General features: G+C 66.1%; 25 protein-coding genes. 12 read left to right on the plus strand and 13 right to left on the minus strand.

Translation table 11 applies throughout. From position 1 onward, the window contains the following. Positions 1 to 128: 128 nt before the first annotated feature. Complete coding sequence (locus TV39_RS16585; RefSeq protein WP_043483601.1) at positions 129 to 1,850, minus strand: ABC-F family ATP-binding cassette domain-containing protein; 1,722 nt, start codon at positions 1,848 to 1,850, stop codon at positions 129 to 131. A 317-nt stretch (positions 1,851 to 2,167) separates the two neighbouring features. Between TV39_RS16585 and TV39_RS16590 the strand changes: the two genes are divergently transcribed. From TV39_RS16590 to TV39_RS16615, 6 genes are all read left to right on the plus strand, one after another. Further along, positions 2,168 to 3,418, plus strand: a complete 1,251-nt coding sequence (locus TV39_RS16590) for an Nramp family divalent metal transporter (protein WP_043483603.1) — start codon at positions 2,168 to 2,170, stop codon at positions 3,416 to 3,418. 72 nt (positions 3,419 to 3,490) lie between these two features. Continuing rightward, positions 3,491 to 4,252: a CPBP family intramembrane glutamic endopeptidase gene (locus TV39_RS16595; RefSeq protein WP_043483606.1), complete on the plus strand. Its 762-nt coding sequence runs from the start codon at positions 3,491 to 3,493 to the stop codon at positions 4,250 to 4,252. A 143-nt stretch (positions 4,253 to 4,395) separates the two neighbouring features. Continuing rightward, entirely contained in the window at positions 4,396 to 4,836 is a 441-nt protein-coding gene (locus tag TV39_RS16600) for a VOC family protein (protein ID WP_043483608.1), read from the plus strand. A 21-nt stretch (positions 4,837 to 4,857) separates the two neighbouring features. After that, positions 4,858 to 5,811 carry a 1,4-dihydroxy-2-naphthoyl-CoA synthase gene (locus TV39_RS16605; RefSeq protein ID WP_043483609.1) on the plus strand — a complete coding sequence of 318 codons (954 nt, stop codon included), beginning with the start codon at positions 4,858 to 4,860 and terminating at the stop codon, positions 5,809 to 5,811. A 25-nt stretch (positions 5,812 to 5,836) separates the two neighbouring features. After that, a complete protein-coding gene (locus TV39_RS16610; RefSeq protein ID WP_043483610.1) occupies positions 5,837 to 6,994 on the plus strand; it encodes an AMP-binding protein in 1,158 nt (385 codons plus the stop codon). Between the two features lie 51 nt (positions 6,995 to 7,045). Continuing rightward, positions 7,046 to 7,927, plus strand: coding sequence for a 1,4-dihydroxy-2-naphthoate polyprenyltransferase (locus TV39_RS16615; protein WP_043483611.1), 882 nt, complete (start codon positions 7,046 to 7,048; stop codon positions 7,925 to 7,927). 10 nt (positions 7,928 to 7,937) lie between these two features. Here TV39_RS16615 and TV39_RS16620 read toward each other — a convergent pair whose 3' ends face one another. Continuing rightward, a complete protein-coding gene (locus TV39_RS16620) occupies positions 7,938 to 8,252 on the minus strand; it encodes a DUF4229 domain-containing protein (protein WP_043483613.1) in 315 nt (104 codons plus the stop codon). A gap of 60 nt (positions 8,253 to 8,312) precedes the next feature. On the opposite strand from TV39_RS16620, the gene TV39_RS16625 reads away from it, so the two are divergent. Together TV39_RS16625 and TV39_RS16630 are read left to right on the plus strand one after the other, a co-directional pair. Next, positions 8,313 to 8,777 carry a PLDc N-terminal domain-containing protein gene (locus tag TV39_RS16625; RefSeq protein ID WP_043483615.1) on the plus strand — a complete coding sequence of 155 codons (465 nt, stop codon included), beginning with the start codon at positions 8,313 to 8,315 and terminating at the stop codon, positions 8,775 to 8,777. Between the two features lie 302 nt (positions 8,778 to 9,079). Beyond that, entirely contained in the window at positions 9,080 to 10,018 is a 939-nt protein-coding gene (locus TV39_RS16630) for a hypothetical protein (protein WP_043483617.1), read from the plus strand. A 245-nt stretch (positions 10,019 to 10,263) separates the two neighbouring features. On the opposite strand, the gene ccsB is transcribed toward TV39_RS16630, so the two are convergent. The 5 genes from ccsB to TV39_RS16655 are packed head-to-tail and all read right to left on the minus strand — an operon-like array spanning position 10,264 to position 15,292. After that, on the minus strand, positions 10,264 to 11,400 hold the full coding sequence (ccsB, locus tag TV39_RS16635) for a c-type cytochrome biogenesis protein CcsB (RefSeq protein WP_043483619.1): 1,137 nt from the start codon (positions 11,398 to 11,400) through the stop codon (positions 10,264 to 10,266). Further along, positions 11,400 to 13,202, minus strand: coding sequence for a cytochrome c biogenesis protein ResB (gene resB / locus TV39_RS16640; RefSeq protein WP_082049825.1), 1,803 nt, complete (start codon positions 13,200 to 13,202; stop codon positions 11,400 to 11,402). The genes ccsB and resB overlap by 1 nt, the downstream gene beginning before the upstream one ends. Beyond that, the gene (locus tag TV39_RS16645; RefSeq protein WP_043483621.1) at positions 13,202 to 13,957 is read right to left on the minus strand and encodes a cytochrome c biogenesis CcdA family protein; all 756 of its coding nucleotides are present in this window, start codon (positions 13,955 to 13,957) and stop codon (positions 13,202 to 13,204) included. Before TV39_RS16645 ends, resB begins: the two co-directional genes overlap by 1 nt. 16 nt (positions 13,958 to 13,973) lie before the next feature. After that, the gene (locus TV39_RS16650; protein ID WP_043483917.1) at positions 13,974 to 14,576 is read right to left on the minus strand and encodes a TlpA family protein disulfide reductase; all 603 of its coding nucleotides are present in this window, start codon (positions 14,574 to 14,576) and stop codon (positions 13,974 to 13,976) included. Between the two features lie 50 nt (positions 14,577 to 14,626). Then, on the minus strand, positions 14,627 to 15,292 hold the full coding sequence (locus tag TV39_RS16655) for a histidine phosphatase family protein (RefSeq protein ID WP_043483624.1): 666 nt from the start codon (positions 15,290 to 15,292) through the stop codon (positions 14,627 to 14,629). A gap of 220 nt (positions 15,293 to 15,512) precedes the next feature. Between TV39_RS16655 and TV39_RS16660 the strand changes: the two genes are divergently transcribed. The 3 genes from TV39_RS16660 (at position 15,513) to TV39_RS16670 (ending at position 18,075) form a co-directional block, all read left to right on the plus strand. Beyond that, the gene (locus tag TV39_RS16660; RefSeq protein WP_043483627.1) at positions 15,513 to 16,061 is read left to right on the plus strand and encodes a YceI family protein; all 549 of its coding nucleotides are present in this window, start codon (positions 15,513 to 15,515) and stop codon (positions 16,059 to 16,061) included. A gap of 289 nt (positions 16,062 to 16,350) precedes the next feature. Further along, a complete protein-coding gene (locus TV39_RS16665; RefSeq protein WP_043483629.1) occupies positions 16,351 to 17,067 on the plus strand; it encodes a hypothetical protein in 717 nt (238 codons plus the stop codon). Positions 17,068 to 17,319: 252 nt separating this feature from the next. Continuing rightward, positions 17,320 to 18,075 carry a hypothetical protein gene (locus tag TV39_RS16670; RefSeq protein ID WP_043483632.1) on the plus strand — a complete coding sequence of 252 codons (756 nt, stop codon included), beginning with the start codon at positions 17,320 to 17,322 and terminating at the stop codon, positions 18,073 to 18,075. Positions 18,076 to 18,113: 38 nt separating this feature from the next. Here TV39_RS16670 and TV39_RS16675 read toward each other — a convergent pair whose 3' ends face one another. Both TV39_RS16675 and TV39_RS16680 read right to left on the minus strand, forming a co-directional pair. Further along, the gene (locus TV39_RS16675; RefSeq protein ID WP_043483635.1) at positions 18,114 to 18,809 is read right to left on the minus strand and encodes a redox-sensing transcriptional repressor Rex; all 696 of its coding nucleotides are present in this window, start codon (positions 18,807 to 18,809) and stop codon (positions 18,114 to 18,116) included. 78 nt (positions 18,810 to 18,887) lie between these two features. Continuing rightward, positions 18,888 to 19,142, minus strand: coding sequence for a glutaredoxin family protein (locus tag TV39_RS16680; protein ID WP_043483637.1), 255 nt, complete (start codon positions 19,140 to 19,142; stop codon positions 18,888 to 18,890). 98 nt (positions 19,143 to 19,240) lie between these two features. On the opposite strand from TV39_RS16680, the gene TV39_RS16685 reads away from it, so the two are divergent. Then, a complete protein-coding gene (locus TV39_RS16685) occupies positions 19,241 to 20,059 on the plus strand; it encodes an HAD family hydrolase (protein ID WP_043483638.1) in 819 nt (272 codons plus the stop codon). Positions 20,060 to 20,185: 126 nt separating this feature from the next. On the opposite strand, the gene TV39_RS21830 is transcribed toward TV39_RS16685, so the two are convergent. From TV39_RS21830 to TV39_RS16700, 4 genes are all read right to left on the minus strand, one after another. Then, positions 20,186 to 20,284: a 30S ribosomal protein bS22 gene (locus TV39_RS21830; RefSeq protein WP_003792170.1), complete on the minus strand. Its 99-nt coding sequence runs from the start codon at positions 20,282 to 20,284 to the stop codon at positions 20,186 to 20,188. A 184-nt stretch (positions 20,285 to 20,468) separates the two neighbouring features. Beyond that, complete coding sequence (locus TV39_RS16690; protein WP_043429999.1) at positions 20,469 to 20,681, minus strand: helix-turn-helix domain-containing protein; 213 nt, start codon at positions 20,679 to 20,681, stop codon at positions 20,469 to 20,471. Positions 20,682 to 20,850: 169 nt separating this feature from the next. Continuing rightward, on the minus strand, positions 20,851 to 22,005 hold the full coding sequence (locus TV39_RS16695; protein WP_043483640.1) for a 3-deoxy-7-phosphoheptulonate synthase: 1,155 nt from the start codon (positions 22,003 to 22,005) through the stop codon (positions 20,851 to 20,853). 354 nt (positions 22,006 to 22,359) lie between these two features. Beyond that, positions 22,360 to 23,370, minus strand: coding sequence for an acetylxylan esterase (locus TV39_RS16700; RefSeq protein WP_043483642.1), 1,011 nt, complete (start codon positions 23,368 to 23,370; stop codon positions 22,360 to 22,362). Positions 23,371 to 23,449: the final 79 nt, after the last annotated feature.

The raw sequence follows: 23,449 nt of genomic DNA on the forward strand, positions 1-23,449 counted from the left end.
GGGAATCACTGACTCCCTTCCATCCTGCTCCGCTGATGTTTCGGCCCGGCGCGCGGGGAGTAACGATCCTTTAACGCAAACCTCACCGTTTTTCCGGCCGTCCTGCGGACCCCGCAGGTGCCCCGGAGCTACACCAGCGCACCGTCCCGCATGGTGTACCGCAGCCAGTTCCCTGCCCCTGCGCCGGCACCCGATCCCGTGCCCTCACGTGCGGCGCATTTGCTGAACCACTCCCCCAGTGCGCGGTCGTGGCTCACCATGACCAGGGTTCCGCCGAAGTCCGCCAGTGCCGCCTCCAGCTGTTCCACCAGTACGGGCGCCAGGTGGTTGGTGGGTTCATCAACAAGCATCGTGCCGAAGCCGCCCAGCAGGAGCCGGGCCAGGGCAAGCCGGCGCTGTTGACCGGCGGACAGGCTGCCGACGGGCACATGGAATTCGGTGGTCCGGAAGAGGCCCAGCCGCAGCAGGGCCTCGGCATGTTCGTCGATGTTGCCGCCCAGGCCGGACACGAAGGCCGGAAGAAGCCGCTGCCCGGGGCGGAGCGGCGGCTCCAGTTCCTGTTGCAGATAACCGACCCTGCCGTGCCGCACCACCGTGCCGGCGTCCGGTTCCAGTGTCCCCGCAAGGACGGACAGCAGCGTGGATTTCCCGGCGCCGTTGGGCCCCGTGATCAGGATCTTGCGGCCGGCTTCCACCCGGAAATCCGTCCGTTCCAGGCGGCCGCGAACCACGACGCCGCAGGCTTCCAGGGCAGGGTCTTGGCTCTCACCGGGGCCGGCGCCGTCGGCGCCGCGCGCACCGGGGTCAGCTCCTTCACCGATGCCGGACGCCCCGGCTGGCTGGAGGTCCGCTGCCAGTTTCAAGGGAACGGGCGGACGGTCCACCGGGTTGGCTTCGAGCCGGCGCAGCCGCTCCTGGGCGTTGCGGACCTTGCTGCTGGCCGCCTGCTGCCAGGTGCCGGCCTTGAAGTCGAAGCCCATTTTGTCGCCGTCGCGCCGGCGGGCGTAGCCCATCTTGCCGGCCACGGTGTCCGCCTGAAGGCGTTCGGCGGCCATCGCGTCCAGCCAGCCGCGGTATTGCTGCACCCAGCGTTCACGCTCGGCCGCCTTCTCCCGCAGGTACCCCTCGTAGCCGTCCCCGTAGCGGTGGACGGCGCAGCGTTCGGCGTCCACTTCGATGATGGAGGAGGCTACCGTGCGCAGCAGCGCCCGGTCGTGGGAGACCACGACGACGGTCCCCCGGTGGGCGGCCAGCCGCGCCTCGAGCCACGCCGTGCCGCTGGCGTCCAGATGGTTGGTGGGCTCGTCCAGGAGGAGGATGTCCGCAGGATCGGCCAGCACGCAGGCCAGCGCCACCCGGTGCTGCTCACCGCCGGAGAGCGAACCCAGCGTCCGCTGCCGGTCCAGCCCGCCCAGGCCCAGACGGTCCAGCGCCGCCTCCACCCGCGACTCCGCGGCGTAGCCTTCCCGGAGCTGGTATTCGGTCTGCAGGTTGCCGTAGCGGTCCAGCTGCTCCTCATCGGCATCCGCAAGTCCGGCTTCCAGCCGGTCCAGCTCGGCTTCGAGGGCGCGGAGTGATGCCAGCGCGTCGTCGACGGCGTTGCCCACGGTGAACGTTGCCGGCAGCCCGGTGGTCTGGGCAAGGTAGCCGACGCGGCCGTGGCTGACGGCGGCGCCCTCGTCTGGCGCCTCGAGCCCGGCCAGGATCCGCAGCAGGGTTGATTTTCCGGCGCCGTTCTCGCCGACCACGGCCACGTGCTCGCCGGCGCCGATGGCGAGGTGGACGGCGGCAAAGAGTTGGCGGTCACCGTAGCCATGGGTGACGCCGGCCAGGGAAAGGTGTTCAGTCAAGGGAAGTCCTCGCGGGTCCGAAGTGTGGCGCCGGAGACTGTGCCGAACGGGGGTCGGTGGTCTCTGCGGGGCCTTGGTACCGGTGCACAGCCCGGCCGTGCTGCTGCACAGCGTGCCGGCGCTGCTTCTTAGGACTTCATCCGTCCAGCCTGCCCGGCCGGGCCCCCAACGTCAAGCACCGCCGTCGGACGGCCGGTGTCCGGCGGGGGTCCACCCCAAATGCGCGCGGAAGGTAGTAGCGCCGAAACTCTACTTTTCGGTATGCCTAAATTAAGCTATTCTCGTCCTATCAGCACCCCCGATGACGAGGAACAACGATGGCTATCTCCACCCTCCCGGTAAAACCGGCCAGCGGCAGGAAATGGTCGCGCCTACTGCTTATGGGGCCGGCGTTCGTCGCCGCCATCGCCTATGTGGATCCGGGAAATGTCGCCGCCAACCTAACCGCCGGTGCAAACTACGGATATCTGCTCGTCTGGGTCCTTGTTGCCGCGAACGCGATGGCCGTCCTGGTCCAGTACCAGTCCGCCAAGCTTGGGCTGGCGACGGGCATGAGCCTTCCGGAAATCCTGGGCAAGCGCCTGGGCACCCGGCGTCGGAGGCTGTACTGGGTCCAGGCGGAAGTCGTGGCCGGGGCCACGGACATGGCGGAAGTCATCGGCGGCGCCGTGGCGCTGAACCTGCTTTTTGGGCTTCCCCTGCTGGCCGGCGGCGTCATCATCGGCCTGGCATCCATGCTGCTGCTGGCGTTGCAGTCCTCCAAGGGCCAGAAGTCTTTCGAATACGCCATTCTGGTCCTTCTGGGGATCATCGCCGTGGGATTCGTCTCCGGGCTCTTTGTTAATCCGCCTGATGCCGGAAGCGCCCTGGGCGGCCTCGTCCCGCGCTTTGAGGGAACGGACACGGTCCTGCTGGCCGCCAGCATGCTCGGGGCAACGGTCATGCCGCACGCCATCTACCTGCACTCCGCCCTCGCCCGGGACAGGCATGGCTTCTCCGAGGATCCGGCAGAGCGGACGCGGCTGATCCGGGCCACCCGGTTCGATGTTGCGGGCGCCCTGATGCTGGCCGGCGTCGTGAACATCGCCATGCTCCTGCTGGCCGCTTCCAGCCTGCGCGGCATCGAGGGAACCGACACCATCGCCGGCGCGCATGCCGCAGTCACCTCGGCGCTGGGCCCGGTCATCGGCGTTGTGTTCGCGATCGGGCTACTGGCCTCCGGGCTGGCCTCCACCTCCGTGGGCTGCTACGCCGGCGCCACCATCATGGGCGGACTGCTGAAGGTCAAGGTGCCGCTGCTCACCCGCCGCATGATCACCTTGATCCCTGCCCTGGTCATTCTGGGTGCCGGCATCGAACCGACCCTCGCCCTGGTCCTGAGCCAGGTACTCCTGAGCTTCGGCATACCGTTCGCCCTGATCCCGCTCATCCGGCTCACCGGCAAACGCGATGTCATGGGCATCCACACGGACTCGATGGCACTCAAAGTCGCCGGATGGACCAGCGCGACGCTGATCGTCGGCCTGAACTGCGTCCTCATCGCCCTGACCATCACAGGGCAGTCCTAACGTAGATCCCGTCTCACCGCCGCGTGTTTTCGGGCGGCCTCCCTGCACCTGATGCACCGCTAGGCTGGACGCATGGGAACAGCCGTCCGCAATTCCCCGGCGCCACAGCCGGAGCTCTACCGTTTCTCCGCGCTCGACTACACCACGGTGGGGCTCTACGTGGCCGTCGCTGCGCTCTTCGCCGTTGCGGGTCCGCTGCTGCAGCCGCTGCTGCTCCAGTTGTCCCCGGACCCCACCATTGCCGTGTACTCGGTCAACCTGCTGTTCTACGGCGGCGTGGGCGTACTGGCCGTCGCCGCCGCCCGCCGGGTTGCCTCCCGCGACGTGCGGGTGCTGGCCACGAGGCCCTGGTTCACGCTGATCATGATCCCGGTGGCAGTGGTGGCCATGCTGATCCTGACAGCCATCCTGGTGGCCCTCACCGGACCCGTGCAGGGCTCCGCCAACCAGGCCAATGTGCAGGCCCTCGTGCAACAGGTTCCACCGTGGCTGATCGTACCCCTGCTGGTGATCGTGGGCCCGTTCGTGGAGGAGTACATCTTCCGACACCTGCTGACCGGCAAGCTGAGCCGGCGCGTCAACATCTGGGTGTGCTGTGTCCTGTCCACCTTCCTCTTCGCGGCACTGCACATCGTGGGCCAGGAAACACTGACCCTGCCCGTGCTGATGCCGTACCTCGCCATGGGCGCCACCCTGGTGTTTGTCTACGTGTGGACCGGGAAGAACCTGATGTTCTCCTACTTTGTCCACGCCGCCAAGAACCTGCTGGCCGTGGTGTTCATCTACGCCATCCCGCCCGAACTGATGGAACAGCTGCAGCAGGTCCAGCCCTGACCCGGGCGGCGTCCTGATGGGGCGTCGAGGTGGCAGATCACCGCAGTTCCGGGCGGAAACACTGCCGTTAAATGCCCACTCGCGGGCATGTGCAGGTCCGCGGGCCCCTTCCGGCGGGGACGCCGGCGTCGTAGTTTTGAGTAATGGGACTCAACATTCAGATAGCAATCGACTGCAGGAATCCGCATGAGCTTGCCGACTGGTGGGCCGAAACCCTGGAGTGGGCGGTGGAGCCGCAGGACGAAGCATTCATCCGGTCCATGATCGAGCAGGGGTTCGCCACCGAAGCCGAGACCACCACCCATCACGGCAAGCTGGTCTGGCAGGCCGGTGCGGCGATCCGCCCGGCGGAAGAAATCGACGCCAAGGCACCCGCGCGCCGCATGCTCTTCCAGACCGCACCGGAGGAAAAGACCGTCAAGAACCGCGTGCACTGGGACGTCCGCCTTGTGGGCAAGGACAAGGACGTGGCCCGCCAGGAACTCGAAGCGCGGGGTGCAACGTTCCTCTGGAGCGCCAGCCAGGGCCCGCATTCCTGGCACACCATGGCGGACCCGGAAGGCAACGAGTTCTGCATCAGCTGAGGCGATTACTAGACTCGGTCTGTGAGCAACGTATTCCCAGCCAAGGTATCCGACGTCTTTGACCCCTCGCGGTGGCGCACCGTGGCCGGCTTCGACGACTTCCAGGACATGACGTACCACCGGCAGGTGGAGCGGGATTCGGACGGCGCAGTGCTGCGGGACCTCCCCACGGTCCGCATTGCCTTCAACCGCCCGGAGGTCCGGAACGCCTTCCGCCCCGGCACGGTGGACGAGCTCTACCGCGCCATGGACCACGCCCGGATGACCCCCAATGTGGCCACCGTGCTGCTCACCGGCAACGGGCCATCGCCCAAGGACGGCGGGCACTCTTTCTGCTCCGGTGGTGACCAGCGGATCCGCGGGCGGGACGGCTACCGCTATGCAGAGGGCGAGACCAAGGAGACCATCGACCCCGCCCGCGCCGGCCGGCTCCACATCCTGGAAGTCCAGCGGCTGATGCGCACCATGCCCAAGGTGGTCATCGCCGTCGTGAACGGCTGGGCTGCCGGCGGCGGCCACTCGCTGCACGTGGTCTCCGACCTCACCATCGCCTCCCGCCAGCACGGCAAATTCAAGCAGACGGACGCCACGGTGGGAAGTTTCGACGCCGGCTACGGCTCCGCGCTGCTGGCCCGCCAGATCGGCCAGAAGGCCGCGCGTGCGATCTTCTTCCTGGCCCGCGAATACTCGGCCGAGGACATGGTGCGGATGGGCGCCGTGAACGAGGCCGTGGACCACGACCGGCTCGAGGACGTGGCGCTGGAGTATGCGGCGGACATCGCCCGGCAGTCGCCGCAGGCCATCCGGATGCTCAAGTTCGCCTTCAACCTGGCCGACGACGGCCTGGCCGGCCAGCAGGTGTTCGCCGGCGAAGCCACCCGGCTGGCGTATATGACGGACGAAGCCGTGGAGGGCAAGGAAGCCTTCCTGGAGAAACGCGATCCCGACTGGTCGCAGTTCCCGTACTACTTCTAAGCCCGACCTACCCCGAAGGCAGCCTGTGACTTCCCAGCCCCCGAACATCGAACCCGCGCTGAAAGCGCTGGCGGACGCCCTCCACGGTGAGGGACCCGCCGTCGAACTTTCCGCCGGCGCCGACGGGAACCTCGTGGTCTCCGCTGTGGAAAAGCCGGGCTACGAGGATGCCGCCGTGGTGGTGCGAACCTCCGGTTCAACGGGCACGCCCAAGGCGACGGTCCTCACGGTGGAGGCCTTGGCGGCGTCCTCCGTGGCCACCGCCTTCGCGCTCAAGGGCGAGGGCCAGTGGCTGCTCGCCCTCCCCCTCCAGTACGTGGCCGGCGTCCAGGTACTGGTGCGTTCCCTGTTCGCCGGAACCCGCCCGTGGGCCATGGACCTCTCGGACGGGTTCACGCCGGAGGCGTTCACCGCGGCAGCCCAGGAGCTCACGGACAAGATCCGCTTCACCTCACTGGTTCCCACCCAGCTCCAGCGGCTGCTGGACTCGCCCTCGGCTGAAACGCTCGCCGTTCTGCGCCGGTTCAATGGCATCCTGCTGGGCGGCGGCCCCGCGTCACCCGAATTACTTGCGGCAGCCCGCGACGCCGGCGCCCGCGTGATCACCACCTACGGCTCCGCGGAAACCTGCGGCGGCTGCGTGTACGACGGCTTCCCGCTCGAAGACGTGCTGGCCCGGGTGGACGGGGACGGCAGGATCCTGCTGGGCGGAGCAACGCTGGCCGCCGGCTACCTCGACGAACCCGGCCTCACTGCCGATGCGTTCTTCGAGGAGGACGGCGTGCGCTGGTACCGCACCAGCGACCTCGGCTCCATTGACGCCACCGGGAAGCTCACTGTGCTGGGCAGGGCCGACGACGTCATCATCACCGGAGGCGTGAAGGTTTCCGCCGCGCACGTGCAGGCAGAGCTGGAAAAGCTTGATGGCGTGCGCGCGGCTTTTGTTGCCGGCGTACCGTCAGCGGAGTGGGGCCAGGCCGTGGCGGCTTACCTTGCAGTGGAGGACGACTCCCCCGCCGGCGTCGAAGACTTCACCGAAAAGCGGCACGACGCCCTGGGCGTTTTGGGTCCGCTGGCGCCGAAAACCGTCCTCGCAGCCGGCGAACTGATGATGCTGCCCAACGGCAAACCGGACCGGCTGGGCATGACTGTTCTGCTGGACGCCCGGCATCAGGGAAAATAGAGAAGCTCTTCCCAAGCTGAACCGAACAACGAACCAATCGGAGTACTTACCGTGGCTACAGCCGCACAATGGATCCAAGGCGCCCGCCCGCGCACTCTTCCGGCTGCCATCGCGCCGGTCCTGATCGGCACCGCCGCAGCCTTCGACCTGGACGCCTTCAAGCCGCTCAACGCCGTCCTGGCCGCGCTGGTGGCGCTGCTGCTCCAGGTCGGGGTGAACTACGCGAACGACTACTCGGACGGCATCCGCGGCACCGACGAGGACCGCGTGGGCCCGCTCCGCCTGGTGGGCTCCGGCGCCGCCAAGCCGGAAATGGTGAAGCGCGCGGCGTTCACGGCATTTGGCGTGGCCATGCTGTTCGGCCTGGTCCTGGTGCTCATCACGCAGGCGTGGTGGCTGATCCTGGTGGGTCTGGGCTGCGTCCTGGCCGCCTGGGGATACACCGGCGGCAAGAACCCCTATGGCTACATGGGCCTGGGAGACGTGTTCGTGTTTGTGTTCTTCGGCCTGGTGGCCACCCTGGGCACCACCTACACGCAGGCGGGACAGGTCAGCCTGCCAGCCGTCATCGGCGCGATCGGCACCGGCTTGATTGCGTGCGCTCTCCTGATGGCCAACAACGTCCGGGATATCCCCACGGACATGCAGGCGGGCAAGAAGACGCTGGCCGTGCGGCTGGGCGACAAGCACGCCCGCGAGAGCTACGTCCTGATGCTTGCTGTCGCCATCCTGCTGGTGATCGTCCTGGCACCGGGACGCCCGTGGATGCTCGTTGTGCTGCTGCTGATCCCCGCCAGCCTGATGCCGTCATGGCTGATGATCAACGGCCGCAAGCGCAAGAGCCTGATCCCCGTCCTGAAGCAGACGGGCCTGATCAATTTGGGCTACAGCGTGCTGTTCTCCCTGGGCCTTGTGCTCAGCCACGGCCTGTAAGCGGAACGGCTCAGGCTTCCTTGCCGGGAGCTTCCGTGCGGGGGATTTCGGAGCGGACGGTGATGTCCGGGTTGGCATCCACGAGGGTGTCCTCGGCGTCCGCGTCTTCAACCTCACCGGCGCTGCGGATGGGCTTGGCCCGGCCGGAGAACCGTTCATGCAGGGTGGCGGTAGCGGCGTCGCGCTGCTTCTGGAAGAACAGGTAGCTGATGGCGAAAGCGATCAGGCCGGCGCAGACTGCGGAGAGCAGCATGCCGAGCTGGAGGAAGCTGAACAGTACGAACAGCGGCACAAAGAGTGCCAGACGGATCAGGGAGTATCTCATAAAGGCCACAGTCCAAGTTTAGCCGTCCGGCACCGGCGTACCTGACGGTAGACTGGTGGTATGCCCCGTGTACTGGTCGCCGTTGCCGTTCTTGCCATATATGTCTATGGCATCGTGGACGTGATCCGGACTGACAAGAACCTCACCAGGGGCATCTCCAAGACTGCCTGGATCGTCGTTGTGGTTGTCCTTCCCGTTGTGGGTGCGGCACTGTGGTTCATCATCGGACGGCCGCGGGGCAACCGTCCCGTTCCGCAGACCTACAGCCACACCACGGCACCGGATGATGACCCCGATTTCCTGCGCAACCTCGAACTCCGCCGGCGCAACCAGGCTGAAGCGGACCGCCTCAAGAAGCTCAAGGACGAGCTGCAGGCCAAGGAACGCAAGGTCAACGGCGGCACGTCCGGCGCGGGCGGCGCAGAGGGCACCGGTAAGCCGAACGGGGGCCGCCGTGGCGACACCCACCCCGAGGAATCACACCACCCCGAGACCGACTCGCACGGCACTGACGAGGTCAAGTAAGGCCTGGGAGCACCCCTCCACCCGTCGGCCCACTCTGCCATCGCCCCGGCACGCGCCGCGCCCGCTCTGCCATCGCCCCGGCACGCGCCGGCACGTCACCCGTTTGCCGATTTTGGCCGCTATGGCCCGTCTTAAGCGGCCAATTGTGGCAAGAGGCCGCGTCCGCGGGGTGCCCGTTCCCGCCCGCTCCGCCCGCGTCCGGCGTGCCCCGCCCACGCCCGTCGCCCGGCACTTCTCCTCCACATCAGCACCAGACTGTGGATAAGCCGAATGCCTTCATTCCGCCGGGGCACAATGCTCCTATGCGCCCTCCACCCCAGCTCCCCGAGGCTCTCCGACACCGGCCCTTCACGCTGGAGCAGGCCCGGTCAGCAGGCCTCACCAGGCGTCGTCTTCGAGCCCGCGACCTGGTGCGGCCGTGCACGGGGGCACGGATTTCAGCGGCGGCTGAGGACACCCTGCTGCTCCGCGCCTCCGCCCTGGGCGCGGTCACGGGGGCCGTGGTGAGCCATCTTTCCGCAGCGGCCCTGTGGGGATTTCCGCTTCCGCTGGAGTGGCCAGGTATTGAACTCATCCATTTGACCTCTCCCCTCGGTCAGCGGGCGGTCCGGCGGAAGGGTGTGGTGGGCCACCAACTGGACCTGGCACCCGGCGAGATCACAGCCGGCCGGCACCTCCGGTGCACCTCTCCCCTGCGGACCTGGTTCGACCTTGCCGGCATTCTTGGCCTCGATGACCTGGTGAGCGCCGGAGATTTCCTCATCCGGCGGAAGGATCCGTTGTCCTCGCTTGCTGAGCTGGACATCTTCCTGGCGGGCAAGGCCGGCAGACCAGGCTACCGCAGCGCCATGCGGGCCCGTGTCCTGTTGCGGGCCAACACAGACTCAGCCAAGGAGACGGAAGTAAGGCTGCTGCTGTGCCGCCACGGCCTTCCCGAGCCCGCCATCAACGTACCCATGTTTGATGAAATGGGCCGCTGGATCCAGGACCCGGACATGTCGTACGAGCGCGAGAAAGTGGCCATCCAGTACGACGGCGGGCACCACGCCTCGGCAGTTCAACGGCGAAGCGACATCTTCCGCGACGAGAATGCCAGGGAAGCCGGGTGGCGGGTGGTGGTGTTGACCCAGGCGGACCTCGACGTACTCGCACCCGGGATGGAGCCCCGGGCCGTCACCCGGGTCCGCAAAGCGCTCGTGGATCGGGGCTGGACACCGGAACCGGCCCGCCGTCGTCGTTGAACCAACGCAATACATTGCCCGTTTGACGCTTAAGGCCGCTAAACCATTGGCTTAGCGGCCAAAAGTGGCAAAAGATGCGTCCAGCAGGGCGGGCGCCCGAGCCGAGATCCCGGGCAGGATTCCCGCCGTCGTTAGCCTACAACCCGTCGTCGCCCGTTTGACGCTTAAGGCCGCTAAACCATTGGCTTAGCGGCCTTAAGCGGCAAATCATGGAGCCCATCGCGCCGCGGGGACGCGTGTGCCGGCTACAGCCCCGAGTAGGAGTGCAGGCCGTTGAAGAACTGATTGACGATGGTGAAGTTGAAGATCACGCAGAGGTAACCCACGATCGACAGCCACGCGGCACGGGTACCCGTCCAGCCGCGGGTGGCACGGGCGTGCAGGTAGCCTGCGTAGACCACCCAGATCACGAACGTCCAGACTTCCTTGGTGTCCCAGCCCCAGAAGCGGCCCCAGGCCTTCTCGGCCCAGATGGCACCGAACATCAGGGTGAAGGTCCAGCCCACGAAGGCGATCGCGTTGATGCGGTAGGACAGGTTTTCCAGGCTCAGCGCGGACGGCACCAGGCGCATGAAGCCCAGCTTGTCCTGGCCGCCGGCCGCGATCGCCTTCTGCCGGTGCGCCTGTACCAGCTGCAGGGCGGACATCGCGAACGTCAGGGTGAACAGCGCGGAGGACATCACGGCGATGGACACGTGGATGATCAACCAGTAGCTCTGCAGCGCCGGCACCAGGTGGCCCACGGGCGTCCAGTAGGCCACGGAGGCCGCCACGAGCATGATGATGGCCAGGCCGATCACGAACGTTCCCAGGAACCGCAGGTCGCGGCGGATCAGCACCAAGAGGAAGACAGCCACGGCCACAAAGGCGCCGGTGGTGAGGAACTCGTACATGTTGCCCCACGGCACGCGGCCTGCACCGAGGGCACGCGTGACCACACCCGCGGCGTGGATCACGGCACCCAGCACCGTCAGGGCAACCGCAACACGGGCGGGGACGCGGCGTTCGGCGGCATAGCGCATGTCGCCGTCGGCGGTCTGCCCGGCGCCTGAACCGGCACCTTTGGACGCTCGGCCGGTAGCCGACGACGGCCGCTCGGCCCGGCCGGCAGGCCCGCTGACGTCCGAAGCTGCGCGGTCAACATCAGCATCGGCATCGGCGCGCTCAACGGAGCCGCCTGCACCCACGCCGGCGCCCACCGGGACCTTGGCGGTCGCGGTCGCGGACGCGGCGGCGGCAGCTTTGAGGTCAATCGCCCGGAGTGCCTTGCTGCTCTTGGCCAGGTCCCAGGCGAAGGCGATAAAGGCAACGGTGTACGTGCCGGCAGCCAGGAGCATAAAGAGCTCGCTGTACTGGCCCATGGTTTCGTTGATGGGGAACATTACTGGTCCTTCTTCGACTCGGCTGAGCCTGCTGTTGACTGGATGAAGTCTTCGTTGCGCGGTTCCGTGGACGCCTCGTTGGGGGCACTGCCTGCATGGACAGTGTCCGCCGGGCCATTATCCACCGTCCCGCTGGGAGCTTTCTGGGAGTCCAGGCCCCATTCGTCCGTCAGCAGGCCGCGTATGGTTTCTGCTTCAGCCGCGAGGCGGTGGTCTTCGCCGCGGGCCAGGAGTCCGTATTCCACCATGGTGCGGCCGTCCGGATGCGTGCCCGTGCGGACCCACACCCTGCGTCGGTTCACATACAGGGACGTCACCAGCCCGGCCACGGCAAGCAGGGCGAAAATCAGGGCGTACAGCTGGCCCGGGTTATGGTGGATGTCAACGCCGATGTAGCGCTTCACGCCGTCGAAGCTGATGGAGCCCTTGCCGTTCGGGAGCGTGTAGGTGCTGCCGGGAGCCAGGGTGATGCCGCCGGCGTCAAGGTTCCGGGCGTTGAGCGGCGTCAGCTTCTTAACATCGAGTTCGAAGACGTTCTGCGGGGAGCCGGCGTCCAGGCCGAGATCACCGAAGTACGAGTTCAGCGTGAGCTGCGGGTTGATCAGCTCCGGGTCCCCGCTGAAGGAAACGCCTTCCTCGGTGACGAATGCGGTGGGCAGGAAGAAGCCGGCGAACCCGAGCTGGTCCGGCCGGGCATCGGGTACCTTGATCACCACGGAGGAGTAGTAGTTGTCCCCCTGCAGCTTGGCCACCACGGGTCCCTGCATGGCAACATTGCCGGCGCCGTCGCGGATGGTGACCACGGGGGCGTAACCGTTGCCGGTGAGGTAGATGCTGGTGCCGCCCAGGCTGACGGGATCGTTGACCTTCAGCACCTGCTTCTCGGGCGCCGCGTCCGGGGTTTCCCGGGTGGTCACGTCCGCCTTGAAGTCGATGGGCTGGCCAAACTTGCCCTTCGATTCGCGGTCGAACGTGATCTGGAACTTGTCCAGCTGGATGGAGTAGGGCTGGAGCTGGCTGCTCTGGAAGTTGGTGCCCGGGGTGAACTGGTCGTAACCCACCAGGGTGTTCACGAAGGTGTCGCCCTCCACCAGGATCCGCTGCCCGCTGTAGCCGAACAGGCCGCCGGCCGCCACGGACACCAGGACGCCGATCAGCGAGGTGTGGAACACCAGGTTGCCCACTTCCTTCAGGAAGCCGCGCTCGGCCCCCAAAGAGGGCCGCGCGCCGTCGTCGCCCCTGACATCCACGCGGTAGCCGCGCTTCTTCAGCTTCGCGGCAGCGTCCGTAATAGCGCGCGACGCCGGGATCCCGGCGTCCGCGGGGATCACGAGTGTGCCGTATTCGGGCAGGCGGGAGAGCCTGGCCGGAGTCCGCGGGGGCTGGGAGCGCATTGCCTTGTAGTGGGCAATGGCGCGGGGAACCACGCAGCCGATCAGCGAGATGAACAACAGGATGTAGATGGCGGAGAACCACGCGGAGGAGTAGACGTCGTAGAGCTGGAGGGAATCCAGGATCTTGCCGTACTCGGGGTGGTCCTTGATGTACTGCGTGACGATCGAAGGGTTCGCGGGCCGCTGCGGGAACAGGGATCCGGGCACCGCGGCAACAGCCAGCAGCAGGAGCAGGAACAACGCGGTGCGCATGCTGGTCAGCTGGGTCCAGGCCCAGCGGAGCATGCCCTTGATTCCCAGCGCCGGAAGGGCGGCTTCCGCCTTGGCGTTGGCCACCGGGGTGGCTGTAGCGTTGTCCGGTGTTTTTTGCGGTGCAGGCTTCTTCTTGTCGTTCACTCGCTCGCTCATCAGATCGGCAATTTCACATCGGTTTGGAACCAGTACTGCAACCCGGAAACCCAGGCACCCCACACGCCGCTGGCCATCAAGAGGCCGAGGACCACCAGGATTCCTCCGCCGATCCGCTGGATGGCGAGCCGGTGCTTGCGGAAGAAGGACATCACACCGACGCCCCGGCGCACGGCCAGGGCAATCAGCAGGAAGGGGATGCCCAGTCCGAGGCTGTAGACGAAGGCCAGGAAAGCGCCCTTGGCGGCGGAGGACCCGCCGGACATGCTCAGCAGTTGGACGGCGGAGTACGTGGGGCCGATGCACGGCGCCCACCCCAGGCCGAAGGTGATGCCCAGCAACGGCGCTCCCCACAGCCCGGCAGGAGGCTTGGCGTGGATCTTGGCGTCCCGCTGCAGCCAGCCGAAGCCACCCATGAACACCACGCCCATAATGATCACGAGGACGCCCAGCACCTGCGTGATCCAGGCGTTCTGGCCGCCGCTGATCATGGATCCCAGCTGGCCGAACGCTCCGCCCAGCAGGACAAAAATCACCGAGAAGCCGAGCACGAACAGGCCGATTCCGGCCAGCATCCGGCCGCGCTTCTGCTTCTCCAGGTCCACGCCTGTCAGTCCGGTGACGTAGCCGAGGTAGCCCGGCACCAGCGGAAGGACGCACGGTGAGAGGAAGGAGACGAGTCCGGCGAGCAGTGCCACGGGAATGGCAAGCAGCAGGGAACCGTTCAGGATGGCTTCGGCGAAGGGGCTGTTCACGGTACGGGCGCCGCCGTTACTCTGCCACGGCGGCGGTAATGAGGGCCTTGAGTGTGCCCTTTTGGATTTCGCCCAGGACCCGGGAGGCTACCCGGCCCTGCTTGTCCAGCACCAGCGTGGTGGGCACGGCACCGGGAGGAACTAGCCCGGACACGGCCAGGAGCACGCCGCCGTCCTTGTCATTGAAGCTGGGGTAGGTCAGGTTGAAAGTCTTGTCGAACGCCTCAGCGGCCGCCTTCTCGTCCCGGAGGTTCACGCCGTAGAACTGCACGCCCTGCCCCTTGAATTCCTGGTGGAGGGCTTCCAGCGACGGCGCCTCGACGCGGCACGGCGCACACGCAGCGAACCAGAAGTTGAGCACGGTGACCTTGCCGACGAAGTCCGCGGGCTCCACTGCGGTGCCGTCGAAGAGGGTCCCCTTGATGGTGACGGCGGACTTACGGTCGGCAGCGGCGAATTCGGTCACGGACCCGTCGCCGGCCACGTAGTTCTTGTTGTCCCCGGCCTTGGCCTGTTTGGCCAGTGCATCCTCCTGGGCGCACGCAGAAAGGCCCAGGGTAAGGGCGGCCAGCCCCAGACCGCCTGCGGCCAGGACACTGCGGCGCGAGGCGCAGCGCATCACTTTGCTGTCCGCGCTGCCTGAGTTGTTGACGTTGGATCCGGACACGCTCAGGCCCCCGGAGTGCTCGAGGCGCCGGGCAAAAGCGCGGCAGCGGGCTCACTGTAGTCCACGCGGAGGAGGGTGCCGTCGTCGTCGAACACCAGCGAGGTGATGGACGTCAGGGTGCATTCCCGCTTGCGGGGATCGTGCCAGAGGGGTTTACCCTCGGCGCTCAGGCGGGTGGACCAGATGGGGAGCTGGTGGCTGACCAGGATGGCCTCGGCATCGTCGCCGCCCAGCTCGATGGCGCGGCGGCGGGCATCCTGGACGGCGGCAATAACGCGGGCCGCCTGGTCCTTGTAGGGCTCGCCCCATGACGGAACAAACGGATTGCGCAGGTGCAGCCAGTGCTTGGGCTTGAGGAGCTCCGCCTTGTTGACCCGGAGTCCTTCGAAGTGGTTTCCGGCTTCAATGATGCGGGCCTCGGTGTGGATTTCGAGGTTTAGCGCTTCCGAAATGGGGAGGGCGGTTTCCTGCGCGCGGGTGAGTGGCGAGGCCACCAGATGCACAATGTTCGCCCCGCCGGCAACGCGGTCGCTGAAGTGCACAGCGAGCGTCCTGGCCATCTGCTGCCCGAGTTCGGAGAGGTGGAATTCCGGCAGCCGTCCGTAGAGGACGCCGTCCGGATTATGGACCTCGCCGTGGCGGAGGAGATGAACAGTGGCTTGGGGCATGTGTACCAGTTTCTCAAAGATGTCGGGTGATCTGAAATCTTCTACAAGGAGTAGAACTTAGGAGTTTTCAAAAATGTTCCCCGGAGTTGGAATAAAAGATGCAAATGCATGTTTATACTGGGTGAAGCAGTTAGTTGAGACTTCAAGCAAGAAGGATCAGCTGGCGATCAGATGTCCTTCCGCAAGAGTCTTTCCACCACAGATCACAAGGAGCAACACCATGGCACTGCCCGCCAACGTCACCACCGGCACCTGGACCCTCGACAACTCCCACAGCGAAATCGGCTTCACCGTGCGCCACGCAGGAATCAGCAAGGTCCGCGGCCAGTTCAAAGACGCCGCGGCGACCCTGGAACTTTCCGAGAACGTTGCCGAATCCAAGGTCAACGCCACCATCCAGACCGCCAGCTTTGACTCGGGCGACGTCAACCGCGACGGCCACGTCCGCGGCGAAGACTTCTTCGACGTCGAGAAGTTCCCGGAAATCTCCTTCGTTTCCAACGCCATCGTTCCCAAGGGCGACGCCTACGAGCTTCAGGGCGATCTGACCATCAAGGGCGTCACCCGCCCCGTGGCCCTCGAGACCGAGCTCCACGGTGTGGCTGTCGATCCCTTCGGCAACACCCGCGCCGGCCTGACCGCCGAAACCACCATCAGCCGCAAGGACTTCGGCCTGACCTGGAACGCCGTCCTCGAAGCCGGCGGCGTGCTTGTCAGCGACAAGGTTGGCATCAACCTCGAGCTCGCGTTCATCGCACCTGCCGCGTAGTTACTGCGCTTAGTCGACACACAGCACCCGCACCGTCACCGCGACGGAGCGGGTGCTGTGTTTAACGCGGTTTGCTATGCCTCACGCTCCCGCGTGCGCCGGCGCGCCCGCCGACGCACCCCGGGCCGCATCATCCGGCCGCATCATCCGGCCGGCCGGAATACCTCTCCGGAATGATCCACCCTCGAGCCAGAGCGGGGTACGGTTGAACCAAACCATGCTGGGGGCAGGGAACCGTTTCTGATCCCGGTACCCGTTTAGTCAGTTGTCGACCCGCAAAGGACCAACTATGAGCACGCCCCCAGCAAACCCGGCCAACCCGAACGAACCGGAGAACGGCAAGCCTGGCCCCGACGCTCCGCAGCCCGGCCAGCAGCCCCCGGCAGCGCCCCAGTACGGCCAAAACGCCCCGCAGTACGGGCAGCAGCAGTATGGGCAGAACGCTCCCCAGTTCGGCCAGCAGCCATACGGCCAGGCGCCGCAGCAGTATGGCCAGTCCCCGTACGCCCAGTACCCGTCCGAACAGCCGCAGGGTGCCGCAGCCGGCGGGGTCCCGAAAATGGTCAACAATGCGTTCTGGATGATCGTTGCGGCGGGCGTCCTCTATGTCATTTCCATGCTGATAGCCATCCCCGCGCTGAACGATCCGGCTATGCGGAGCCAGTTCGAGGATCAGATGAGGGCCAGCGGGGCGGACGTGGATTTCGAGTCCATCAAGCCCGTTATCATCGGCATGATGGTGGTGATCGGCCTTATCGGCGCCGGCCTGTACGCCCTGGTCGCCTTCAACGTGCGCAAGGGCAAGAACTGGGCACGCATCCTGGGCACCGTCCTGGCCGCCCTGTCGATTTTCAGCCTGTTTCCGTTGAGCATCGGCACCATCTCGGCACTGCTTGGCATCGCGGCCATCGTGATGCTCTACCTCCCGGCGTCGGCACCCTACTTCCAGAAGCAGCAGCCTTTCGGCGGCCCCTACTCGCAGCCGGGTAACCCGTACGGCCGCTAACCGCGTCAGCACCACCGTTCCACAGCCAGAGGGCGTGGACTTTGGACGGCCCAGGCGAGATCAATCGCCAGCCTCCGGAGTCCGCGCCCTTTGCGTTGGTCCGGATGCCTCTTGAGCCGAAATTGAGGCGGAAACTATGCACAGATAGCCCCTGCACGCGGTACCGTGTTAGCAAAATCACGCTGGGGGCAGGATGATGTGGCTGATCCCGGTGGGCCCGTTACTCAGTAACCGACTTGCAAAGGATCAACCATGAGCACTCCGCCCGTCCCGCCGTCGTACCCCGGCGATTCCGCATCCGGCGGTCAGTACGGCCAGGCGCCGCAGTACGCACAGCCCCCATACGGCCAGGGCCCCTCACAGTACGCGCAAGCGCCCCAGTACGCGCAGCCCCAGTACGCGCAGCCCCAGTTCGGGCAGCCGCAATACGGTCAGGCACCCCAGTTCGGGCAGCCGCAGCAGTTCGGGCAGCCGCAGCAGTTCGGGCAGCAGCAGCAGTACATGGTCTACCCGTCGGAAATGCCGCAACGGGGAAACTCGGCGGCAAGCGCCGCTCCCCCGCTGGTGAATGCCTCCTTCTGGCTGCTGGTCCTCGCCTGCCTCCTGTGGGCTGGCTCGGTGTTCCTCTCGCTGGGTTCAATCGACGACCCCGCCATGCGCCGGCAGTTCGACGCAAGGCTGGCAACCAGCGGGGCTGACATGGATTTTGAGGCCCTCAAGGGCATCATCGTCGGAATGGTGGTGCTGATGGCTGCCATCGGGGTGCTGATGTATGCGCTGGTGGCGTTCAACATTCGGAAGGGGCGGAACTGGGCCCGGGTCCTTGGCACCGTCCTGGCGGCATTCTCCCTGCTGGGCGTTCTGCAAATGGGGCTGGGCACGCCGGCCATCCTGGCCGGGGTCGCTGCGATGGTGCTCCTGTACCTCCCCGCCGCGGCGCCGTATTTCAGGAGGTACCACCCGTTCGCAAGCCCTTACGGGCAGCCGGGTTACCCTTACGGCCGCTAACGCCTGAACGGAGGGTGTACCGGCCGCCAACGGCGGTGCTACTCGCCGTCGTCCGGGGACTGGATCCGCTGGGCGTGGTAGGCCAGGATCTGGAGCTCGGTGGCCATGTCAACCTTGCGCAGGTTCACGCCCGGCGGCACCTGAAGCATGACCGGCGCAAAGCTGAGGATGCTCCGCACTCCGGCGGCGATGACGCGGTCGCACACGCCCTGCGCCACGGCGGCTGGCAGTGCCAGCACCACCATGTTGGCGCCGGTCCGCTGGAGGACCGGTTCGAGGTCCGCTACGTCGCTGACCCGCAGCCAGCCCACCTCATTGCCCACCACCATCTGGTCGGCATCGAAAATGGCCACGACGTCGAATCCCCGCGATTCGAAGCCGCCATACCGCGCCAGGGCCTTGCCGAGGTTACCTGCGCCCACGATTGCCACTTTCCAGTCGCGGGTGAGTCCGAGTGCGGCCGAAATGTTGCGGCTGAGGTACTGCACTTCGTAGCCAACCCCGCGAGTGCCGTAGGACCCCACGTGCGAGAGGTCCTTACGGAGGGTGGACGAGCTGACGCCGGAAGCTTCCGCCAGGGACTCGGAGGAGACGCGTTCCACGCCTTCGGCCAGCATGGTGGTGAGGGCGCGCAAATAGATGGTCAGCCGTGCCACGGCCGCGGGCGGAATCTGCTTGGCCGCAGTTCCGCTGTCCCCGTGCACAGCCTCGGGGGATGAATCCAGCGAAGTCACTATCTGCTCCATTGCGTCGCGTTGTGAGTCCACTCTAGAGCCCCGTCCGCGCTGCCAACAAAGCAGGAGTCGCCGCGCCTACTTGGCCACGGCCTGGCGAAGGATCCGTTCCAAGCGGGTTTCATCGATCTTCCAGAAGTCACGCTGGATCCCGTCCACCAGCACCACGGGGATCTCTTCTGCGTAACGCTCGCGCAGCTCCGGCTGGTTATCCACCAGTTGTTCCGTCCACTCAAGTCCCAAAGCGGCAGTGACCCGTCCGACGGCGTCGCGCGCGGCCTCGCAGAGGTGGCAGTCAGCTTTGGTGATCAGGACGACGTCGGGTTTTGCCATGCCTTAACCGTAGCCCGGGCTGCCGCCCCGCCGCGACGGCGGGGCCACGACAGCCGGGCCGGGACAGCGTGGAGTCGACCATTGACTAGACTCAAGTCATGCCCGAGGAGAAGTACGTCGCCGTAGTCCGGCAGCCGGCCGGTGCGTTGCAGCACGGCGAGGCCGCCTTCTTCGACGTCGACAACACCCTCATGAAGGGCGCCAGCCTCTTCCACGTGGCCCGGAAAATGCATCAGCGCGGCGCGTTCACCCTGCCGCAGGCTGCCGGGATGGCATGGAAGCAGTTCAAGTTCATCCTGCGCGGCGAGAACATGGACGACGTCCATGCAGTCCGGGATTCGGCCCTGACGCTGGCCGCCGGAATCACCGTCGAGGACATCAAGGCCCTCGGCGAAGAAGTCTTCGACGAAATGATCGAGTCCAGGATCTGGCCCGGCGCCAAGGCACTGGCCCAGCAGCACCTCCGGGTGGGACGCATGGTGTGGCTGGTCACGGCGACCCCCATTGAGGTGGCCACGGTGATTTCCACCCGGCTCGGCCTGACCGGTGCACTGGGCACCGTGGGCGAAATCGAGGACGGCGCCTACACCGGCCGGCTGGTGGGCGACATCCTGCACGGCCAGGCCAAGGCGGTGGCTGTCCAGGGCATCGCTGACGCCGAGGACCTGGACCTTAAGCGCTGCTGGGCCTACAGCGATTCCCACAACGACATTCCGCTGCTGAGCATGGTGGGCCACCCCGTGGCCATCAACCCCGATGCCCGACTCCGCCGCCACGCCCGCGAGAACAACTGGCCGGTGTACGATTTCCGCTCGGGACGCCGCGCCGCCACGCTTGGCCTCAAGGCCGCCACGGTTGGTGGCGCCGTGTACGGCCTCTGGAGGGGCTTCACCCGCTTCCGCGGCCCCACGGTCTAACGCGGCCCCACGGTCTAACGCGGCTTCCGCCTGCCCGCCCCGAAGCGCTGCTGCCGGAACCACACGGCCCAAAGAAAAATGCCCGCTGCCAAAGGCAACGGGCATCTCACGCTGTAGGAAGTATCTCTACTTCTTGTTACGGCGCTGGTGGCGGGTCTTACGAAGCAACTTGCGGTGCTTCTTCTTGGCCATACGCTTGCGACGCTTCTTAATAACTGAACCCACGAAAGTTCCTTACAAACTAGATGGAGTACCTGTCTGATGGAAGAGGTCCGTGGACTAGGCAACAGACTAAACAACAAACAGATTCTTACAATAACGAAAAACGTTCCCTAACAGGGTACCGCTTATCCGGCGCACCCACTGACCGCACTCCCGAAGGGACACCTCCGGGGCGGCCGCGAGGAGCTCAGGCGGTGTCCGACTGGCCTTCCACAACAGCACCCTTGACGTACTGTTCGACGGCGGACTCCGGAACCCGGAAGGACCGGCCGAAGCGGACGGCCGGCATCTCTCCGGAATGGACAAGGCGGTACACGGTCATTTTGGAAACGCGCATGAGCTCGGCCACTTCGGCCACAGTCAAGAACTGAGCGTTCGAGAAGTTCGACTCTGCGGACATTTCCCTTATTCCTTTGTTAACAGCTGATAAAGGCAACCCCATTGAAACCCCATTGCGGTGTGCCGATGCTGAGCCATCAACCTACCCTGTGCTAGTTACTCTAGTGGCTGATGGTGCCATTGTGAAAGTCATTGGGCGGTACCAGTTTTCGGTGTATCCCCGGGAAAATTCAGCCCGCCAAGGCCTCCCGCCGCTTGCGGGCGGATGCTGCCAGCTGGCCCAGTACCGACGCCGTAACGTCCCACTCCATGCACGCATCCGTCACGCTCTGGCCGTAGACCAGCTCGTCAGTACCGGCGGCGTGCTCGGCAACGTCGAGGTTCTGCGCCCCGCCCACCAGGAAGCTCTCCAGCATGACGCCGGCAACTGCCGCGGCCGCTGCTCCGCCGTCCTCCAGCTGCGCGCCGATTTCCAGTGCCACCTCGGCCTGGCGGTGGTGGCTCTTGCCGCTGTTGGCGTGGCTGGCGTCCACAATGAGCCTCGGATTGAGCTGCTTGCCTGCCAGTTTGGCCGACGCTGCTTCGACGTCCGCCGCGGAGTAGTTGGGGCCCTTGCGTCCGCCGCGGAGGATTACGTGGGTGTCCGGGTTGCCGGCCGTGGCCACGAGTGCGGCCCGGCCGTCACCGTCGATTCCCAGGAATGCCTGGGGGGCCGCGGCGGCACTGCAGGCGTCGACGGCAATCTGAAGGTCGCCGTCGGTCCCGTTCTTGAATCCGACGGGCATGGACAGCCCGGAAACCAGCTGACGGTGGATCTGGCTTTCGGTGGTGCGGGCACCAATAGCGCCCCAGGAGACGAGGTCTGCCATGTACTGCGGGCTGATGGGTTCCAGGAATTCCGTGGCTGTGGGGAGGCCCAGCGAGGTGACCTGTTTGAGGAACTGGCGGGCCGCGCGCAGCCCCGTGGCGATGTCGTGGCTGCCGTCCAGGTGGGGATCGTTGATGAGGCCCTTCCAGCCCACCGTGGTGCGGGGCTTCTCGAAGTACGTCCGCATGACGATCAGCAGGTCTTCCTTGTGCTTCTCGGCCTGGCTCACCAGCCGGCGGGCGTATTCCAGGCCGGCCTTGGGGTCATGGATGGAGCAGGGTCCCACAATCACCAGCAGGCGGTCGTCCACGCCGTCCATGATGGCCCGGACTTCGTCCCGGCCGCGTTCCACGACGTCTGCCACCCGGGAGTCCAGAGGCAGTTCCGCGATCATGTCCTGGGGAGTCGGCAGCGCCTGGAATTCACTGACACGCAGGTTGGACGTGGATTTCTGCGCGGACGCAGGGCCTTCCGGCGAAGAGGAAGGCTGTGTTTCGGTAGCGGCTGCGGTGCTCATGTGTGCGGGTCCTGTTCCGGGTGGTGCGGAGCGGGCCCAGATCAGAACCCGCCGGAGAAATGGCGAAGGGCAGAGAATGATCTCTGCCCTGTTGGCTCTGAAGGAAAGTTGGATGCGTGTCAGTTAGACGCGGGCCCCTCCAGAGCACAACGAAAAATACGCATACCAACGGTTAGTCATAGCCAAGACCATAACCGCCGAACGAACCGTCCGCAAATTCATGCACATTTCGCGACCTCATATTGCGGGCCTTAACCGCGCGGCCTCTCCCAACTGACTGGCAGTTAACGCTCCGAAAACGCGATTTCGCAGCGTTAAGTGCGAGCCAGTTGGGTGGGCCGGGAAAGCGGAACCTCAGCCGAGGAGCTTGCGCAGGTACTCCAGCTGGCGGTTCCACTGGTGTTCCTGGCCGCCCTCATGGTTGTTGAAGCGGTACACCTCGATGTCCTTCGCCGGAGCCTCGTTTCCAGCGGCCGTTCCGTAGGCGTTGAAGCTGGCAAAGACGGTCGACGGCGGGCAGATGTCGTCCGCCTGCGCGGCCGAGAACAGCGCCGGGGCCGTTGCCGCCCGTCCCAGGTTGACGCCGTCGAAGTAGTTCAGCACGGCCAGGACAGACTCGTAGCGGTCGCGGTGGCGGGCCAGGAATGAGGCGATTTCGGGATAGGGCCCGCGCGGCGTGATGTCGATGGCGCGCGGGAAGTCCTGCAGGAACGGCACGTCCGGCAGCGCGGCGATCACGCCGTCGAGCCTTCCGGCCGCGAGGCCGGCCACCGCAACGGTGATGCCGCCGCCCTGGCTGACGCCCGCCACCACGACCTTTGAGGCATCGACGGCGGGATGCGACTGCGCCGCTTCTACCGCACGGAAGGCGTCCACGTAGACCCGACGGTAGTAGTAGTCCTCGCGGCTTGAAGCACCCCGGGTCATCAGTCCCGCGTGCGCCACATCGCCCGCGGAAGGGTGCGGGTCCGCCGTGTGGCCCAGGAGTCCGCCGTAACCCTGCCCGCGGGTGTCCATGATGAAGTGCGCATAGCCGGCCTGCGCCCACTTGGTGTCCTGGTTGGACAGCCCGCGCCCGCCCGAATAGCCCGCATACTGCACGACGACGGGAAGCGGCTCGTCTGCCAGCCTGTTCGCCGGCAGGTGCAGCCAGCCCTTCACCTGGGAACCGCCAAAGCCGGAGAACGTGACGTCGAAGGTGTCGATCACGGTCAGGTAGTTGTCCACGGGCTCGAAGACTGCGTCCAGCGGGCGCTCCCGGGCTTCGCTGATGGTGCGGTCCCAGAAGGCGTCAAGGTCCGCGGGAGCGGTGACGGCGGACGTGTAGTTTCGGAGCTGCTCAAGCGGGAGGTCGAAGAGGGGCATCGGGATTCCGGTTCTGTGAAGCGGGCTGATAGGTGCGTAGTGGTGATGGTGTCAGGCACGCGCGGCAGTTTCCAGCAGC

The organism is Arthrobacter sp. SPG23 (assembly GCF_000876655.1).
Taxonomy (GTDB): domain Bacteria; phylum Actinomycetota; class Actinomycetes; order Actinomycetales; family Micrococcaceae; genus Arthrobacter.

What these genes read in the sequence shown, in the direction of transcription:
- TV39_RS16590 (WP_043483603.1), top strand. Translation starts at nt 2,168, where the DNA reads ATGGCTATCTCCACCCTCCCGGTAAAACCGGCCAGCGGCAGGAAATGG.
- TV39_RS16595 (WP_043483606.1), top strand. Translation starts at nt 3,491, where the DNA reads ATGGGAACAGCCGTCCGCAATTCCCCGGCGCCACAGCCGGAGCTCTAC.
- TV39_RS16600 (WP_043483608.1), top strand. Translation starts at nt 4,396, where the DNA reads ATGGGACTCAACATTCAGATAGCAATCGACTGCAGGAATCCGCATGAG.
- TV39_RS16620 (WP_043483613.1), bottom strand. Translation starts at nt 8,252, where the DNA reads ATGAGATACTCCCTGATCCGTCTGGCACTCTTTGTGCCGCTGTTCGTA.
- TV39_RS16625 (WP_043483615.1), top strand. Translation starts at nt 8,313, where the DNA reads ATGCCCCGTGTACTGGTCGCCGTTGCCGTTCTTGCCATATATGTCTAT.
- TV39_RS16630 (WP_043483617.1), top strand. Translation starts at nt 9,080, where the DNA reads ATGCGCCCTCCACCCCAGCTCCCCGAGGCTCTCCGACACCGGCCCTTC.
- ccsB (WP_043483619.1), bottom strand. Translation starts at nt 11,400, where the DNA reads ATGTTCCCCATCAACGAAACCATGGGCCAGTACAGCGAGCTCTTTATG.
- resB (WP_082049825.1), bottom strand. Translation starts at nt 13,202, where the DNA reads ATGAGCGAGCGAGTGAACGACAAGAAGAAGCCTGCACCGCAAAAAACA.
- TV39_RS16650 (WP_043483917.1), bottom strand. Translation starts at nt 14,576, where the DNA reads ATGCGCTGCGCCTCGCGCCGCAGTGTCCTGGCCGCAGGCGGTCTGGGG.
- TV39_RS16655 (WP_043483624.1), bottom strand. Translation starts at nt 15,292, where the DNA reads ATGCCCCAAGCCACTGTTCATCTCCTCCGCCACGGCGAGGTCCATAAT.
- TV39_RS16660 (WP_043483627.1), top strand. Translation starts at nt 15,513, where the DNA reads ATGGCACTGCCCGCCAACGTCACCACCGGCACCTGGACCCTCGACAAC.
- TV39_RS16665 (WP_043483629.1), top strand. Translation starts at nt 16,351, where the DNA reads ATGAGCACGCCCCCAGCAAACCCGGCCAACCCGAACGAACCGGAGAAC.
- TV39_RS16670 (WP_043483632.1), top strand. Translation starts at nt 17,320, where the DNA reads ATGAGCACTCCGCCCGTCCCGCCGTCGTACCCCGGCGATTCCGCATCC.
- TV39_RS16680 (WP_043483637.1), bottom strand. Translation starts at nt 19,142, where the DNA reads ATGGCAAAACCCGACGTCGTCCTGATCACCAAAGCTGACTGCCACCTC.
- TV39_RS16685 (WP_043483638.1), top strand. Translation starts at nt 19,241, where the DNA reads ATGCCCGAGGAGAAGTACGTCGCCGTAGTCCGGCAGCCGGCCGGTGCG.
- TV39_RS16690 (WP_043429999.1), bottom strand. Translation starts at nt 20,681, where the DNA reads ATGTCCGCAGAGTCGAACTTCTCGAACGCTCAGTTCTTGACTGTGGCC.
- TV39_RS16695 (WP_043483640.1), bottom strand. Translation starts at nt 22,005, where the DNA reads ATGAGCACCGCAGCCGCTACCGAAACACAGCCTTCCTCTTCGCCGGAA.
- TV39_RS16700 (WP_043483642.1), bottom strand. Translation starts at nt 23,370, where the DNA reads ATGCCCCTCTTCGACCTCCCGCTTGAGCAGCTCCGAAACTACACGTCC.